This window comes from Mycobacterium sp. OAS707 (genome assembly GCF_014873705.1).
Taxonomy (GTDB): domain Bacteria; phylum Actinomycetota; class Actinomycetes; order Mycobacteriales; family Mycobacteriaceae; genus Mycobacterium.
Genome location: NZ_JADBDS010000002.1, coordinates 479187 through 493317 on the forward strand (window position 1 = coordinate 479187; position 14131 = coordinate 493317).

Sequence of the window (14131 nt, forward strand, 5' to 3'; positions counted from 1 at the left end):
ATGCGGATTGCTGCCCTGATCGCGGCGTCTGTGCTGGTGGCGGGGTGCTCACACACCGTGGCCGGGGAACAGTCGACGCCGTCGTTGACGGTCCCGCCGAGCACAACGCACGCCGCACCTTCAACGACTTCGCCCACCTCGACCACGGCTGCCAAGGCACCGGGGGCTGGAGCACCGATGCGCGATGTCATCGCGTGGGTTGAGGCGGGCGGGGCTGCCGACGCGACACAATTTCACTCCGCGACCCGCGACGGCGCGACGACAGATCTCGGCGACGACGTCGCGTTCGTCACGCCGTCGGGCAAGACCAACTGCATGACCGACGCGAAGTACAGCCAGGGCGCATTGGCGTGCCTGGTGGATCTGACGAATCCGCCGCCGCGGCCCGACGACGCCTACGGACAGTGGAAGGGCGGCTGGGTCGACTACGACGGCATGAGCGTGCAGATCGGTTCAGTGCACGGCGACCCCGGCCGCTTCACCGCGGGCTCGGGACCGGAACTCCCGTACGGCCAGTCGCTGGCGTTCGGCGACTACCGCTGCCGCAGCGACCAGGCCGGGTTGGTGTGCGTGAACTACGCACACCAGTCCGCGGCCAGGTTCAGCGACGCGGGCGTGCAGGTGTTCGGCTGTCTGCAACCGGCAACCGCTCCCCCGCAGATCGGCCAGATGTTCAGCTGCTGAGCACGGCCTCATGAGCCGGATAGGCGTGCACGATCACCGATGTGAGCTTCGGAATGCTATGGGCCAGTTCATGTTCGGCGCCGTGCGCGACAGCGTGCGCTTCGGCCAGGTTCAGTCCCGGATCGACGTCGAGTTCGGCGTCGGCTTCCAGCTGATGGCCAACCCAGCGCATCCTGACCCGTCGGACCGCGCGAACTCCTGGCCGGGCGGCCAACACCGTGACGGCGTTCTCGACCAGATCAGGGTCGACGCGATCCAGCAGCCTGCCGAAAACGTCGCGCGCCGCGAACACCAATACGACGACGATGACAGCAGCGATGACCAGCCCGACGATCGGGTCGGCCACCGGAAATCCCAGTGCCGCGCCGATGGCACCGGCGACCACCGCCAGCGACGTCAAACCGTCTGTGCGCGCATGCATTCCGTCGGCCCGCAGCGCCGCCGACCCGATTCGCTTGCCCACTCGAATCCGGTGAAGGGCAACCACTTCGTTGCCGAGGAATCCGACGATGCCTGCGGCTGCGACCCAGCCCAGATGCGCCAACGGGGTGGGATCGATCAGCCGGCGGATGGCCTCGACTGCGGCCACCACCGCCGAGATCCCGATCACCGCAACCACGAACAGCCCGGCCAGATCCTCGATTCGGCCAAACCCGTACGTGTAACGCCGGGTGGCGGCCCGGCGGCTCATCGAGAACGCGACCCACAGTGGGACCGCGGTCAGCGCGTCGGAGAAGTTGTGCACAGTGTCGGCGAACAACGCGACCGAGCCCGACAGCGCGACGATGACGCACTGCGCCGCCGCGGTGAGGCCGAGCACCACCAGGCTGATCTTCACCGCGCGGATACCCTCGGCGCTGTCGCGCATGGCGTCGTCGAGGCTGTTCGTGTGGTCATGACTGTGAGTGAGGCCCATCAGACCGCTCCCTCGTGCAGCACCCGCAGCTCGCCGTCGTCCAGGTGATGCGCGGGCACGCCGCCCGCCGCGTGTTCTGCGTTGTACACGGCGTCGGTGACGAGTTGGCGGACGTGATCGTTCTCCAGCCGGTAGATCACCTGGGTGCCCTCGCGCCGGGTTCGGACCAGCCGCGCCATCCGCAGCTTGGCCAGGTGCTGAGACACCGAGGGCCCCGGCTTGCCGACACGTGCGGCCAGGTCATTGACGGACAGCTCGCGGTCGGCGAGCGCCCAGAGCAGCTGAACGCGCGTGGAGTCCGACAGCATGCGGAACACCTCGACAACCAGATCGGCTTGCTCGTCGGCCAGCCGCCGGCCGCAGACCTTCTTATCTGCATTCATACGCAGATAATAGCGCGTGTCAGGCGACGCCCTTCTGCTTCAGCAGGGGCAGCACACCCTCGGCGAACCAGTAAGCCTCTTCCAGATGGGGATAGCCGGACAGGATGAACTCGTCGAAGCCAAGCGAGTGGTACTCGTAGATCAGGTTCGCAACCTCTTCGTGACTGCCTACCAGCGCCGTGCCCGCTCCGCCGCGGACCAGGCCGACGCCTGCCCACAGGTTCGGGTAGATCTCCAACTGGTCCACTCGGCCGCCGTGCAGTGCGGTCATCCGCCGCTGCCCCTCGGACTCCGACTTGGCATGCAGCTCAGTGGCTTTGGCGATTTGGTCCGGTGTCAGTTCGGCCAGCAATTCGTCGGCGACAGCCCAGGCCGCCGCGGAGGTGTCGCGGCTGATCGTATGCAGGCGGATACCGAACCGGACGCTGCGGCCCCGCTCTTCGGCCAGCTTGCGGACCGCCGCGATCTTGGCCGCCGCCGGCTGCGGCGGCTCGCCCCATGTCAGATAGACGTCAACGTACTCCGCGGCGATTGGCAGCGCGGCAGCCGAGGAGCCACCAAAGTAGATCTGCGGCAACGGATCCGGCGGCTCCGACACCCGCGCATCGGCAACCGAATAGTACTTGCCCTCGAAGTCGACGGAGTCCTGGCGCCACACGGAGTTCACGATGTGCAGGAACTCCCCCGTGCGGGCGTAGCGCTCGTCGTGACTGAGCCAGTCGCCGAAGCGGCGCTGCTCCAGATCGTCGCCACCGCTGACGATGTTGAGCAGCACACGCCCCTCCGAGAACCGCTGCAACGTCGCCGTCTGCTGCGCGGCCAGGGTCGGCGGCACCAAGCCTGGCCGGAACGCGACCAGAAACTTCAGCCGTTCGGTCTCGGCCAGCAGCGCCGACGCGGTCAGCCAGGCATCCTCACACCATGTTCCCGTCGGTGTGAGCACGCCCTCGTAGCCGAGGCGGTCGGCGGCCCGAGCCACCTCGGCCAGATACCGTCGGCTCGGGGGCCGATAGTTCGCAGGCAGCGTGTGGTGTGACGACGCGTGCGACGCGCCGACGATCGAGCGGCTGTCGCCGTTGGTGGGCAGGAACCAGAAGAATTTGGCTGGCACGTCGGGGCTCCTAATTGGTGCTGATGAACAAGGGGCGCAACACGTCGTTGAACCGGCGGTCCACCCAGTTGTCGAATTTCGGTGCGGGTGAAGCGATTTGGTTCGACGAGGCGAAGAGATCGGCCAGCTTTTGCTCGGATGCGACGATCTCGTCGTCCAACTCGGTGGGCAATCGCAAGCTCCGACCCTGCACCACCGCCGCGACCTTGGGATCCAGTCCGACCGCAGCGGCGTAGCTGTCCGCCCACTGTTGCGGGTGGTCCTTGGCCCACCGCGCCGCCTTCTCGTAGCGCACCAGCAGGTCGGCCAGCGCGGTGTTGCGCTTCGGGTCGGCAAGCGTCGCATCTGACGCGATACCGAACCAATACCCGTTGGTGACGTCTCTGGCCTGGCCGATGCTGCGCACGGGCAGCTGCGCGGCGGCCTGCGCGGTGTACGGATCCCAGATCGCCCAGGCGTCGGCCTGGTGCTGCCTGAACGCCGACAGCGCGTCGGCGGGCTGCAGGAACACCAGCTTGACGTCGGATGTCGAAAGCCCGGCCTTCTCCAGCTGACCCAGGATGTGGCCGTGTGCTGAGCTGCCCTTCCCGACGACGATGCTCTTGCCTCGCAGATCAGCGATCGACCGGATCGGCGAATCGGCATGCACCAGAATCTGATCGCCGTTTCCGCCGCCGTCGTATGCGGAGACGACCTTGACCTTCGCATTCGACGCCGTGCCGAAGATCGGCGGCGAGTTGCCGGTGATCGCGAAGTCGATCTTGCCTGCCGTGGCGGCCTCCACCTGCGGCGGGCCGGAGGTGAATGTCGAGAACGCGACTCGGTACGGCAGGTTGTCGAGTGCGCCCGCGGCCCGCAGCAGCGCTTCCGTTCCGCCCTTCTGATCGCCGACTTGCAGTGTGAGACCGGATAATTCGGACAGAGGGACCGTCGCCGGCGCCTGCTGGGCGCCCGCATTGTCCTGCCGTGACACACAGCCCGACAACAGTGCAACCGTCGCGAGCAGGATGACCAATGTTCTACGCATGAAATCCCTTGTCAGATCTGAACACCGAGCTGGTCGAGCAGCTCGATGCGATAACGCTCGGTCTCTGTCCCCACTGTGCGGGGGTGGTCGATTGTCAGCGTGTGGATCACCTGTCCGGCTTCGAGGACGACCACCCGGTCGGCCAGCGCGACCGCCTCGTCCACGTCGTGCGTCACGAGCAGCACCCCGAACCCGTGTTCACGCCACAGGTCGAGCAGCAGCGCACGCATGCTCAGCCGTGTCAGCGCGTCCAGCGCGCCGAACGGCTCGTCGAGCAGCAACAGCTCGGGTTCGGCCACCAACGCGCGTGCGAGCGAAACCCGTTGCGCCTGACCACCAGACAGCGTCAGTGGCCACGCGGCGGCACGGTCGGCCAGGCCGACATCTGCCAACGCTCGATCCGCGCGAGCCTGCGCATCGGTTCGCGGGATCGTGCTGCGCGTCAACCCGTAAACGACGTTGGTTCGGACGTCACGCCACGGGAACAGCCTTGGCTCCTGAAACGCCAGTGCCGGAGCCCCGGACACCACGCGCTCTCCGGTGTGACCGCTCGACAGGCCTGCCAACACGCGCAGCACGGTCGACTTACCTGAGCCGCTGCGTCCGATCAGCGCCACGATTTCGCCGCGCGCAACCCGGATAGACACGTCGGTGAGGACGTGATGGTCGCCGTACCACTTGTTCACATTCCGGAGTTCGCCCGCGACGGCGACGCGACGTTCGGCGGCAATGGTCATGTGCGATACCTCAATGCTCGACGTTCCAGCGTGCGGACGACGGCGTCGGTGCCGATGCCAAGAAGCGCGTAGACGATCAGCCCGAAGATGATGATGTCGATGCGCAGGAAGTCACGTGCGTTGTTGATCAGAAAGCCGATTCCCTTGTCGGCGTTGATCTGTTCGGCGACGATCAGCGTCAGCCACGCGATCGCCAGTGACTGCCGCAGGCCGACGAGGACCTGCGGAGCGGCGCTGGGCACGATGATGTTGCGGAACCTCTGCCACAGCGAAAAGCCGAGCACCTGGGCGGTTTCGAAGAGTTTCGGGTCGACCTGACGGATCGCCGAGAAGGTGTTCAGGTACAACGGGAAGCTCACACCGAGTGCGACCAGCAGCACCTTCGGCAACTCGCCGATGCCGAACCACACGATGAACAACGGGATCAAGCCGAGGTGCGGCAGCGCACGGATCATCTGCATCGGCGGGTCGACTGTCGCCTCGAGCCACCGCGACAAGCCAACGGCGGTGCCCAGCGCGACGCCGAGGAATCCGCCGAGAAGCAGGCCTTCGATCACCCGAATGCCCGATACCTTTAAGGCATCTGCCAGTTGACCGTTCTCGATCAACTCGACGCCGGCGTCGACTATCAATGACGGTGCGGGCAACACATCCTGCGGGATCAATCCAACGGCGCTGCCGAGCTGCCATACGCCCAACAGGACCAGCGGCGACAAGAGGCGGATCACCGCCCACTTGCGATGGGCCCACCGGCGGTTGACGGCAGGCGTGGTGGACGCCAACGGCACGGCCGGCTCGGCAGAGACAGTCACGGTGAGCCGACGCTACGCGTTGCGGTAGCTCCGCTGAAGGGTTTGATTCTGGGTGATGCAAAGACCAACGGCCCAGCCGGAACATCGAGCTGGGTCGTTGGGCGACAAAACCATTCGTTAACTGAGGCGGAAGGTTCCGTTGACCAGAGTCGGGGTGACATCGTGGTCGTTGATCGTGGACCTTGCCGTTTTGTTCTGCAGAAACTGGATCTGCGCGGCCTGCTGCAGCTGCCGCTTGTTGCGAACGCCGTTACGGAACTGCTGTTCGTTTAATTGCTGCAGTTCGGCCTGTTCGAAGTCGCGGCCGGTGATGCTGCCGGTGTTGAACTGAACGCCGATCGCGGTTCCGTCCGCACGCACCACCCACGATGCCCGCACACCTTCGAAAGCCGCGGTGTACATGCCGGCCACACCCGACACGGGCGCGGCGGTGAACTTGTAGGCGACGCCGTTCATCGTCAAATCACCTGCCACGTCTGAGCCGTTGAATTCCGCCTGCAGTGTGTCGCGGAAGCGCGACTTGATGTCGAGCCTGCCGTCGGCCTGGTTGCCGAAGAACCAGGCTTCATCGTCGGTGCCGTTGCAGGCATACGCGGCTATCGAAGTGCCGTCGACGGAGATGCCGATGGTCATCGTCTTGCCGTCGGCCGCCTTCATGTCGGCGACATACCTTGCCGACTGAGGAAACGGCTTGGCCGTCGCGGAGGACGGTGTGGTGATCGCCTCGGATGTGTTGGTCGCTTCGGTGTTCTTTGCGCCGGAGCATGCGGACAGGGCGCCAAGGGCGAGAAGCGCGCTGACACCCACCATCAGGGTGCGGAGGTGCTTTTTCATGTCACCAGCATGATTGGCTCACAGGCAACTCACATGAAGAATGTATGGAGATTGCGTGGAGATCTCAGACCGCAAGGAACGTCTCGACCTCGGCCAAGAACACCGGCCACGCAGGCTCGGTGGCGGTCAGCAGATGGTTGTTGCTGGACAACGCAACCAGCCTCGAATCGGGGATCAGCGCGGCCAACTCCTCGCCGAATCGCATGGGCACGCGGTGGTCGTCGCGAGAGTGCATGATCAACGCCGGGCAGGACACCTCCCGCGCCAGGTCGCGAACATCGATGCGGCCGAACTCCTCGAGAAACCTCACCGCGTTCTCCGGCGAGGTGGTGCGCCGTTGCAGCTGATCGAAGGCTGCCCAGTCCGCGCGGGTGCCGTCGGGCAGAAACTGGGCCGCGAACACCTGACGGAACGCGGGATCATCCCGCCCCCAGCCGACGCGGGCGAGGTCGAGATCCAAAGCCGCAGCCCGCTTTTCCTCGTCGCCGACCGCCCGCACCCCACGGCCGCGCGCATACGCTCCGCACAACACCAGATGGCTGACGCGCTCCGGGTGGCGGGCCGCGTAGGCCACTGCGACCGCGCCGCCTTGCGAAACGCCGAGCAACGGAAAGCGCTCAAGGCCAAGCGATTCGACCACTGACTCCAGGTCGGTCACCCAGTCGTCGAAAGTGAAATCGGTTGCATCCCAATCGGATAGGCCACAACCGCGTTCGTCGTATCGGATGAATCGATACTTCATCGACAGGTCGCGCACCCAGTGCTTCCACACCGGGCTTTCGATGTCATAGCCGAGGTGCGTCATCCAGTTAGCCGCCCGGACCAGCGGCGGCCCCTCCCCTGCCACCGCGTAGGCCAGCCGCACCCCGTCGGCGGCATGGCAGAACGCGATGTGCTGGCGCGGCGGCGCAGGCTCCGGTTCGGTCGCCGGATCTTCAGCGAGCGTGCCGACGAATTGGTAGCCGCGGCCGCGGATGGTCCTGATGTAGCGCTGCGATTCCCCGTCGTCGCCCAGTGCCCGCCGCGCGGCCTTGATACGGCTGGTCAACGCGGCCTCGCCGACGAAGCGGCCACCCCAGACGGTGTCGAACAGTTCTTCTTTCGTCACGAACCGATGCGCGTTGCGGACCAGTTCGGTGAGCACATCGAACACCTGGGGCTCTACGCGGATCACGTCATCGCCGGAACGCAGTTCGTAGCGCTGCGTGTCGAGAACAAAGGCGCCGAAGCGCCACACGCCGGCTTCTGGAGGTGATACGGACACCGCGTTCCCCATCTTGTCGTTGGCAATCGTAGAACGGGTGTCCGGCCCGCGGTGTTCACTGCGGAATCAGGTTGCTGGCTATCGCCAGCCGTCGGCCGCCTTCGCCGCCCGCATCAGCGCGTCGCACAACTCGCGGAGCTCAGCCCCGTCGGCCCCTTCTTCGATGGCGATCGCGACATCCTCGGCGGCGCATCTGACCTGGTAGACGCGGTCGGAGAGCTCGGAAGCCTCGTCGGCGGTCAGGACGACGGAATCGGGAGCCAGTGAGGTGCCCTTGACCATGGCACGCTGTTCGTACGCACGTTGCCGGCAGGACTGCCTGCAGTATTGCCTGCGCCTGCCGAGCCCGGCGTCGGCAACTTCACGACCACACCAGCGACAGGGCGAGGGCTTCAGACGACGTGCCACGGACAGACTGTAAACCGGTCCGCCCGCGGATCCCGGTATCATGAACGGTCGAGTCGGGAACTGCGCGCTGAGTTGCTGCGTTGAGTATCCGGACAAAATTGCGCTTATTGAGGAGTGATGACGATGGCTGATCGTGTCTTGAGGGGCAGTCGCCTCGGAGCCGTGAGCTACGAGACGGACCGCAACCACGACTTGGCGCCGCGTCAGGTCGCCCGGTACCGCACCGACAACGGCGAGGAGTTCGACGTTCCGTTTGCCGACGACGCCGAAATCCCCCACACCTGGCTGTGCCGCAACGGCATGGAAGGCACGCTGATCGAGGGCGATGCACCTGAGCCCAAGAAGACCAAGCCGCCGCGCACGCACTGGGACATGCTGCTCGAGCGCCGCTCGGTCGAGGAGCTTGAAGAGCTGCTCAAGGAGCGCCTCGATCTGATCAAGACGCGCCGCCGCGGCAGCTGACGCTCAGCGCGTAACACCAACGCCGCGGGCGCGATCCATGCGCCCGCGGAAACCCCATTCCGCGACCTTGAACAGGGCCTCGCGAATGTTGGATCCGCTCATCTTGGACTGGCCGAACTCACGTTCGGTGAACGTGATCGGCACCTCGACGACAATGAACCCGTTGTTGATCGCGCGCCAGGTCAGGTCGATCTGGAAGCAGTAGCCCTTCGAGTCGACCGCGGCCAGGTCGATCTTCTCCAGGACCTCTCGCCGGTAAGCGCGGTAGCCGGCCGTGATGTCGTGGATGTCGACGCCGAGCAGGATTCGCGAGTAGCCGTTGGCCGTGCGCGACAACACGAGCCGGCGACGGGGCCAGTTGCGCACCTCTCCGCCTGGCACATACCTCGACCCGATCACCAGGTCGGCGCCGCTGTCGATGGCGTCGAGGAGCCGATGCAGCTGTTCGGGCGGGTGACTACCGTCGGCGTCCATCTCGACGAGCACCGAGTACTCGCGATTCAGACCCCACGCGAAACCCGCCAGATAGGCGGCGCCGAGGCCGTCCTTGGCCGTCCGATGCATGACGTGAATCCGGTCCGTGTCGGCTAACGACAGCTCGTCAGCGAGGTCACCGGTGCCGTCCGGGCTGTTGTCGTCGACGATCAGGATGTGGACGTCCGGGCGCGCCGTGTGCACCCGTCCGACGATCAGCGGCAGATTCTCCCGCTCGTTGAACGTGGGGATGATGACCAGAGTGCGCTCACTCGGGCGCTGACCGGTGGTCATGGGACTCCTTATTGTTCCTTGCCGCGCCGGCGCGGCCGACGCACGAAACTCCCATTGTGCAGTATTGCGGTGATCACAGCGGCAACGCCGAGGACGACGAGCAGGCCCTGGACCCATGGCCCCCACTCCGTTGCGGGCGTGAGCTGCGTTTTCAGCCGTACCTGTGAGTCGAGGTAGGCGGGCTCGAAAAATGAGGTGCGAGCCAGCTCGCGCCCGTCTGGGGCGACGATCGCGCTGATCCCCGTGGTGCCCGCGACCACGACGTATCGGTCGTGTTCAACTGCGCGCAGCCTGGCGAAAGCGAGTTGCTGTTCGCTCATCGCCTCGGTGAACGTCGCGTTGTTGGCGGGCACCGTCAGCAGTTGGGCGCCGTTTTGCACCGACTCGCGCGCGGCTCGGTCGAAGATCACTTCCCAGCACGTCGTCACGCCGATTGGCACGCCTGCGGCGTTGACCACCCCGTTGCCGGTCCCTGGCACGAAGTACCCGGCCCGGTCCGCGTAGGACGACAGGTGCTTGAACAAGCCGCGCCATGGCAGGTACTCGCCGAACGGCTGGATGATCTGCTTGTCGTGCCGGTCCGCAGGCCCGGTCCCGGGGTTCCAGACGATCACCGAGTTGGTCGCGACCGGGTTGTCGGCGCTGTAGCCGGGGGCCGCGACGACACCGCCGACCAGGATCGGCGCGTTGATGGCCGCGGCGGCGGTGTTGATCTCGTCGCGGGCGTCCGGGTTGGTCAGCGGATCGATGTCGGAGGAGTTCTCCGGCCAGATGACGACCATCGGCTGCGGCGCGCGGCCCGCGTGCACGTCGTCGGACAGCTGCATCGTCTCGCGGACGTGGTTGTCGAGGACGGCGCGGCGCTGAGCGTTGAACTCAAGCCCCAGCCGCGGCACGTTGCCCTGCACGGCAGCGACTGTGATCGCCGGGTCGTCGCCTGCGCCGACGCCCGACTGCCGCACATGCGGCCACGCCAGCGCGGTGATCAGAAGGACTGCGCTGATGCACACGCCTGGAAGTACCACCACCGAGGGTGTCGCCGCCCGAGTGTCATTGTGACGCAACCACTTCACGACCGCGAAGGTCAACGCGGCGAGGCTGAACCCGACCAACGCCACCGCGAATGAGACCAGCGGAGCACCGCCGAATTGGGCAAGTGCCAGCAGCGGGCCGTCGGTTTGACTGAAACCCAGTACGCCCCAAGGGAATCCGCCGAAGGGTACGGTCGACTTGAGCCACTCCTGGGCTGCCCACAACGCGGCGAACCAGAACGGCCAGCCCGACAGCTGCCGGACGTAGACGGCTACCCAGCCGAACAGCGCAGGGAAAAGCGCCTCGAGTATGCACAGCGCGATCCACGGTATCGGCCCAACCAGCCCACTGATCCACGGCAGCAGCGGCAGATAGAACACCAACCCGAACAGGAACCCGTAGCCGAATCCTCCAGCACGCGTCGTGGTATCCCTGGTCAGCACCCAGGCGAGCAGGCCGAGCGCGACGAAGGCCATGAACCACCAGTTGAAGGGCGGGAAGCTGAGGCACAGCGCCACGCCTGCGACGATCGTCGCACCCAATTGGGCCAGCCGGTCCGCCACAGCAAGGCCGAATCGCTTTGCCCAGGAACGGATTCGGGCAGCCTTGTCCATCCGCTCGGACGGAACGAGCTCCGAGTAGTCCTCTCCTTCGACGGGCTCTTCGGTGTCGTCGACGATGGGCGGAAAAATGTCCGTGTCGTCGGCGGCGCGGGAGCGCGCGCGGCGGCGGGCCGGCTTAGCCATAAATGGCGGCACCCCGATGAACCGTCTGCCGACAGCGCGGCAGCGGGTCGTCGAGTCGCGGCAGCGCAGGCACCCGGGAGCGCTGGTCGGTCGACCACCGCTGCACCGCGTCGGCCGGTGCGCTGACTTCGAGGCCGTCGGCTTCCCAGATGGCATACGACGCAGGAGCGCCGGGAACAAGGGTTCCGGTGATCCCGTCGCGCGTGCCTCCCGCTCGCCATGCACCGCGCGTGGCAGCTGCGAACGCCGCCCGTACCGACACCGCGCTGCCCGGTGTGCGATGTCGGCTCGCGGCACGCACCGCCGCCCACGGATTCAAGTCCGTCACCGGGCTGTCCGAACCGAACGCGAGTGGCACGCCTTGGGATGCTAGCAGCGCAAACGCGTTCAACCTGGTGCCTCGGTCAAGCCCGAGACGTTGCACGTACATCCCGTCCTCGCCGCCCCACAGCGCATCGAAACTCGGCTGCATGCTGGCGAGCACGCCCCACGCTCCGAGCTTGCGGGCCTGGTCCTCGGTGACCATCTCGAGGTGCTCGAGCCGATGGCCGCAGCGCGCGACGGCGGGTGCGCCCAACTGGTCGACGACCCGCTCGAGTGCGGTGACGACCGCGGTGACCGCCGCATCACCGATGACATGGAAACCCGCGGCGATGCCCGCCTCGGTGCAGGCGCGAACGTGGGCTTCGATCGCGTCGACGTCGAGATACGCGTTGCCGCAACGGTCCGGGGCGTCCCGGTAGGGCTCGGTCAGCCACGCGGTCCGCGAACCCAGCGCTCCGTCGACGAACAGGTCGCCGGCCAACCCGCGGACCCCAGTGCGGTCGACGAGGTCACGGGCCTGCTTGGCCGTCGTGACGTGCTCGCCCCAGTAGCCGATGACCTCGACGCCGTGGTCGGTTTCGCGAATTTCGGTCCAGTCCTCGAGGCCGCCGATCTCGGGTCCCGCGCATTCGTGCACCGCGACAATGCCGAGTGCGGCGGCGGCGTCCAGCGCGGCGAGTCGGGCATCTCGTCGCTGCGCGGACGTCAGGCGGTCGCGGGCCGCAGCGCGAACCACGTGGTGTGCGTCGCTGGTCAGCGGCCGCTGTGGGTCGAATCCCGGCGCCTGCACAAGACCAGGGGCGAGTCGGCGCAGCGCGGTCGACGCCGCTGCCGAATGCACGTCGACGCGGGCCAGGTAGACCGGCCGGTCGCCGGCCGCACGGTCGAGGTCGTCGGTGCTGGGCGCGGTGTTCTCTGGCCAGCCGGATTCGTCCCATCCGTGGCCCCAGATGGGCCCGTCTGGATGTGTGCGGGCATAGTCACCGATGCGCTGCAGGCATTCCCTCAGCGAGGTGGCGGTGCGAAGGTCGAGCCCGGCCAACGTGAGCCCGGTCGCCGTCAGATGAACGTGGCTGTCGACGAATGCAGGCGCGACGAATCCACCGGCGAGGTCGACGATCTGCGCGTGCGGAAACTGTTGGCGCCCAACATCATCGGCGCCGACCCAGGCGATGACGCCATCGGTGACCGCCATCGCGGTGGCGTCGGGCATGGCCGGGCTGTGCACTCGCCCGTTGAGAAGGAGGGTGGTCACTTACTCGGGCTTGCGCTCCACGACGCGGTGGGGCTGGACGTCGATGACCTCGCCGTCGATGTAGTCGCCGCTGCCCGAGGCGTCATAGCCCCAGCCGGTGGCGGTGGCGCCCGTGGCCGCGGTGACGACCAACGGAACCCGCCGCGCGGCCATGGCCGCGACGAGCGGGCGACCCACGACGCGCGTCGGCGGCAACAGCAACAGCGTGCCCACCACGGAGCTGGCCAGACCAGGGATCACGACGAGCACGGTACCGAGCGCGACCAGCAGGCTGTCCGCTGCCGCGCCTTGAACCCGGGCAGCAGTCAGGCCCGACTGGAGCCGACGAAGGTGCCGCTTGACCTGCGACCCGGCCAGGCTCACTCCGACGAGCCAGGTCGCCAGCAGCGCCAGGATGGTCCAGCCGAAGCCGATCGTCGAGGTCAAAGCCACAATGACGGCCAACTCGACGACCACGTAGATCAGAAACAACCGCATCGCCATGTAGGGGAAACGTCCCCGGCACCGGCATGGTTCCGCGGCGTAATCGGGCCACCGACTCAGGCCGGTTGAACCTCTATTGCGCTGTGCACTTTGTCGATGCCGCCGCGCACGATCGCCTGCGGGATCCACCACCAGGCGTGCCACCAATAGCGCTTGGTCACCAGCTCGAAGGCACGGCGCGTTTCGGACTTCGGCAGGTTGCGGGCCACAGCCTCGACCGGTTCGCCCTTCGGCTTTCCAAGTGCGCTCGACGGCTGGATGGTGACGCGGGGCGTGTTGTTGATCCGCTTGGTCTTCCAGGAGCCGTCGTCGGTGACGATCAGCAGCTTGTCGCCCTTCGGCACGCCCCAGACTGGGGTCGGCTTGGGCGTGCCGTCCTTGGTGAACGTGGTCAGCAGCAGATATTTGGAGTTAGCGACGTCGCGAAAGGCGTCTGACATGGGATTATACCGCTTTCGATTCAGAAACGATGCAAGAGCTCGGTTACCCATGAAACCGATTTGCTAAACCGAGCGCAACTCCAGGGTCACGTTGTTCTTCAGGCCGCCGCGCAGCTTGGAGAAAACACCGAACGTCTTGCCGAGCAGCCCGTAGCGTTTCCCGATCGCGTCGTACGTTGCCCCGTTGGCGGACTTGTCCAGAATCGTCGCGACCGCCTCGACCGCCTCACCCTTCGGCTTGCCGACGCGGTCGCACGGCGCGATGGTCACTCGCGCCGTGTTGCGAATTCGCTTGACCTTCCACGACTTCTCCTGCGTGATCACGAGCAGCCGATCACCGTCGGGCGCCGCCCAAATCGCGGTGGGCTTGGGCCTGCCGTCTTTGGTGAAGGTGGTCAGCAGAATGTATTCGGACTTGGCGACTTCAGCGAAGGTGACGGACACA

17 protein-coding genes are annotated in these 14131 nt (G+C 66.3%); 2 read left to right on the forward strand and 15 right to left on the reverse strand.

Going from position 1 to position 14131, the window contains the following annotated elements; all coding sequences use genetic code 11:
- Positions 1 to 684, forward strand: a complete 684-nt coding sequence (locus GGC64_RS13135) for a hypothetical protein (RefSeq protein ID WP_192722951.1) — start codon at positions 1 to 3, stop codon at positions 682 to 684.
- Here the strand turns inward: GGC64_RS13135 and GGC64_RS13140 are convergent.
- The 9 genes from GGC64_RS13140 to GGC64_RS13180 all read right to left on the reverse strand — a co-directional run bounded on the left by GGC64_RS13140 (position 674) and on the right by GGC64_RS13180 (position 8176).
- Positions 674 to 1600 (reverse strand): cation diffusion facilitator family transporter, encoded by a 927-nt coding sequence (locus GGC64_RS13140; RefSeq protein WP_192722952.1) that lies wholly within the window; start codon positions 1598 to 1600, stop codon positions 674 to 676. The genes GGC64_RS13135 and GGC64_RS13140 overlap by 11 nt on opposite strands.
- A complete protein-coding gene (locus tag GGC64_RS13145) occupies positions 1600 to 1983 on the reverse strand; it encodes a metalloregulator ArsR/SmtB family transcription factor (protein ID WP_192722953.1) in 384 nt (127 codons plus the stop codon). The genes GGC64_RS13140 and GGC64_RS13145 overlap by 1 nt, the downstream gene beginning before the upstream one ends.
- Positions 1984 to 2002: 19 nt before the next feature.
- Positions 2003 to 3094 (reverse strand): LLM class flavin-dependent oxidoreductase, encoded by a 1092-nt coding sequence (locus GGC64_RS13150; RefSeq protein ID WP_192722954.1) that lies wholly within the window; start codon positions 3092 to 3094, stop codon positions 2003 to 2005.
- Positions 3095 to 3104: 10 nt separating this feature from the next.
- A complete protein-coding gene (locus tag GGC64_RS13155; RefSeq protein WP_192722955.1) occupies positions 3105 to 4121 on the reverse strand; it encodes an ABC transporter substrate-binding protein in 1017 nt (338 codons plus the stop codon).
- An 11-nt stretch (positions 4122 to 4132) separates the two neighbouring features.
- Entirely contained in the window at positions 4133 to 4858 is a 726-nt protein-coding gene (locus GGC64_RS13160; RefSeq protein ID WP_192722956.1) for an ABC transporter ATP-binding protein, read from the reverse strand.
- Positions 4855 to 5640, reverse strand: a complete 786-nt coding sequence (locus tag GGC64_RS13165) for an ABC transporter permease (RefSeq protein WP_225951876.1) — start codon at positions 5638 to 5640, stop codon at positions 4855 to 4857. Before GGC64_RS13165 ends, GGC64_RS13160 begins: the two co-directional genes overlap by 4 nt.
- Before the next feature lie 147 nt (positions 5641 to 5787).
- The gene (locus tag GGC64_RS13170; protein ID WP_192722957.1) at positions 5788 to 6504 is read right to left on the reverse strand and encodes a hypothetical protein; all 717 of its coding nucleotides are present in this window, start codon (positions 6502 to 6504) and stop codon (positions 5788 to 5790) included.
- Between the two features lie 64 nt (positions 6505 to 6568).
- Positions 6569 to 7780 (reverse strand): alpha/beta fold hydrolase, encoded by a 1212-nt coding sequence (locus GGC64_RS13175; RefSeq protein WP_192722958.1) that lies wholly within the window; start codon positions 7778 to 7780, stop codon positions 6569 to 6571.
- 66 nt (positions 7781 to 7846) lie between these two features.
- Positions 7847 to 8176, reverse strand: coding sequence for a hypothetical protein (locus GGC64_RS13180; protein ID WP_192722959.1), 330 nt, complete (start codon positions 8174 to 8176; stop codon positions 7847 to 7849).
- A gap of 123 nt (positions 8177 to 8299) precedes the next feature.
- Between GGC64_RS13180 and GGC64_RS13185 the strand changes: the two genes are divergently transcribed.
- On the forward strand, positions 8300 to 8638 hold the full coding sequence (locus GGC64_RS13185) for an RNA polymerase-binding protein RbpA (RefSeq protein WP_015307550.1): 339 nt from the start codon (positions 8300 to 8302) through the stop codon (positions 8636 to 8638).
- A 3-nt stretch (positions 8639 to 8641) separates the two neighbouring features.
- Here the strand turns inward: GGC64_RS13185 and GGC64_RS13190 are convergent, their stop codons facing one another.
- From GGC64_RS13190 to GGC64_RS13215, 6 genes are all read right to left on the reverse strand, one after another.
- Positions 8642 to 9406 (reverse strand): polyprenol monophosphomannose synthase, encoded by a 765-nt coding sequence (locus GGC64_RS13190; protein ID WP_192722960.1) that lies wholly within the window; start codon positions 9404 to 9406, stop codon positions 8642 to 8644.
- 8 nt (positions 9407 to 9414) lie between these two features.
- Positions 9415 to 11184, reverse strand: coding sequence for an apolipoprotein N-acyltransferase (lnt, locus tag GGC64_RS13195; RefSeq protein WP_192722961.1), 1770 nt, complete (start codon positions 11182 to 11184; stop codon positions 9415 to 9417).
- On the reverse strand, positions 11177 to 12763 hold the full coding sequence (locus tag GGC64_RS13200) for an amidohydrolase (protein WP_192722962.1): 1587 nt from the start codon (positions 12761 to 12763) through the stop codon (positions 11177 to 11179). The genes lnt and GGC64_RS13200 overlap by 8 nt, the downstream gene beginning before the upstream one ends.
- Complete coding sequence (locus GGC64_RS13205) at positions 12764 to 13246, reverse strand: FxsA family protein (protein ID WP_192722963.1); 483 nt, start codon at positions 13244 to 13246, stop codon at positions 12764 to 12766.
- Between the two features lie 56 nt (positions 13247 to 13302).
- Entirely contained in the window at positions 13303 to 13686 is a 384-nt protein-coding gene (locus tag GGC64_RS13210) for a PPOX class F420-dependent oxidoreductase (RefSeq protein ID WP_192722964.1), read from the reverse strand.
- A 63-nt stretch (positions 13687 to 13749) separates the two neighbouring features.
- Positions 13750 to 14130: a PPOX class F420-dependent oxidoreductase gene (locus tag GGC64_RS13215; protein WP_192722965.1), complete on the reverse strand. Its 381-nt coding sequence runs from the start codon at positions 14128 to 14130 to the stop codon at positions 13750 to 13752.
- Position 14131: the final 1 nt, after the last annotated feature.

What these genes read in the sequence shown, in the direction of transcription:
- GGC64_RS13135 (WP_192722951.1), top strand. Translation starts at nt 1, where the DNA reads ATGCGGATTGCTGCCCTGATCGCGGCGTCTGTGCTGGTGGCGGGGTGC.
- GGC64_RS13140 (WP_192722952.1), bottom strand. Translation starts at nt 1,600, where the DNA reads ATGGGCCTCACTCACAGTCATGACCACACGAACAGCCTCGACGACGCC.
- GGC64_RS13145 (WP_192722953.1), bottom strand. Translation starts at nt 1,983, where the DNA reads ATGAATGCAGATAAGAAGGTCTGCGGCCGGCGGCTGGCCGACGAGCAA.
- GGC64_RS13155 (WP_192722955.1), bottom strand. Translation starts at nt 4,121, where the DNA reads ATGCGTAGAACATTGGTCATCCTGCTCGCGACGGTTGCACTGTTGTCG.
- GGC64_RS13160 (WP_192722956.1), bottom strand. Translation starts at nt 4,858, where the DNA reads ATGACCATTGCCGCCGAACGTCGCGTCGCCGTCGCGGGCGAACTCCGG.
- GGC64_RS13170 (WP_192722957.1), bottom strand. Translation starts at nt 6,504, where the DNA reads ATGAAAAAGCACCTCCGCACCCTGATGGTGGGTGTCAGCGCGCTTCTC.
- GGC64_RS13175 (WP_192722958.1), bottom strand. Translation starts at nt 7,780, where the DNA reads ATGGGGAACGCGGTGTCCGTATCACCTCCAGAAGCCGGCGTGTGGCGC.
- GGC64_RS13185 (WP_015307550.1), top strand. Translation starts at nt 8,300, where the DNA reads ATGGCTGATCGTGTCTTGAGGGGCAGTCGCCTCGGAGCCGTGAGCTAC.
- GGC64_RS13190 (WP_192722960.1), bottom strand. Translation starts at nt 9,406, where the DNA reads ATGACCACCGGTCAGCGCCCGAGTGAGCGCACTCTGGTCATCATCCCC.
- lnt (WP_192722961.1), bottom strand. Translation starts at nt 11,184, where the DNA reads ATGGCTAAGCCGGCCCGCCGCCGCGCGCGCTCCCGCGCCGCCGACGAC.
- GGC64_RS13205 (WP_192722963.1), bottom strand. Translation starts at nt 13,246, where the DNA reads ATGGCGATGCGGTTGTTTCTGATCTACGTGGTCGTCGAGTTGGCCGTC.
- GGC64_RS13210 (WP_192722964.1), bottom strand. Translation starts at nt 13,686, where the DNA reads ATGTCAGACGCCTTTCGCGACGTCGCTAACTCCAAATATCTGCTGCTG.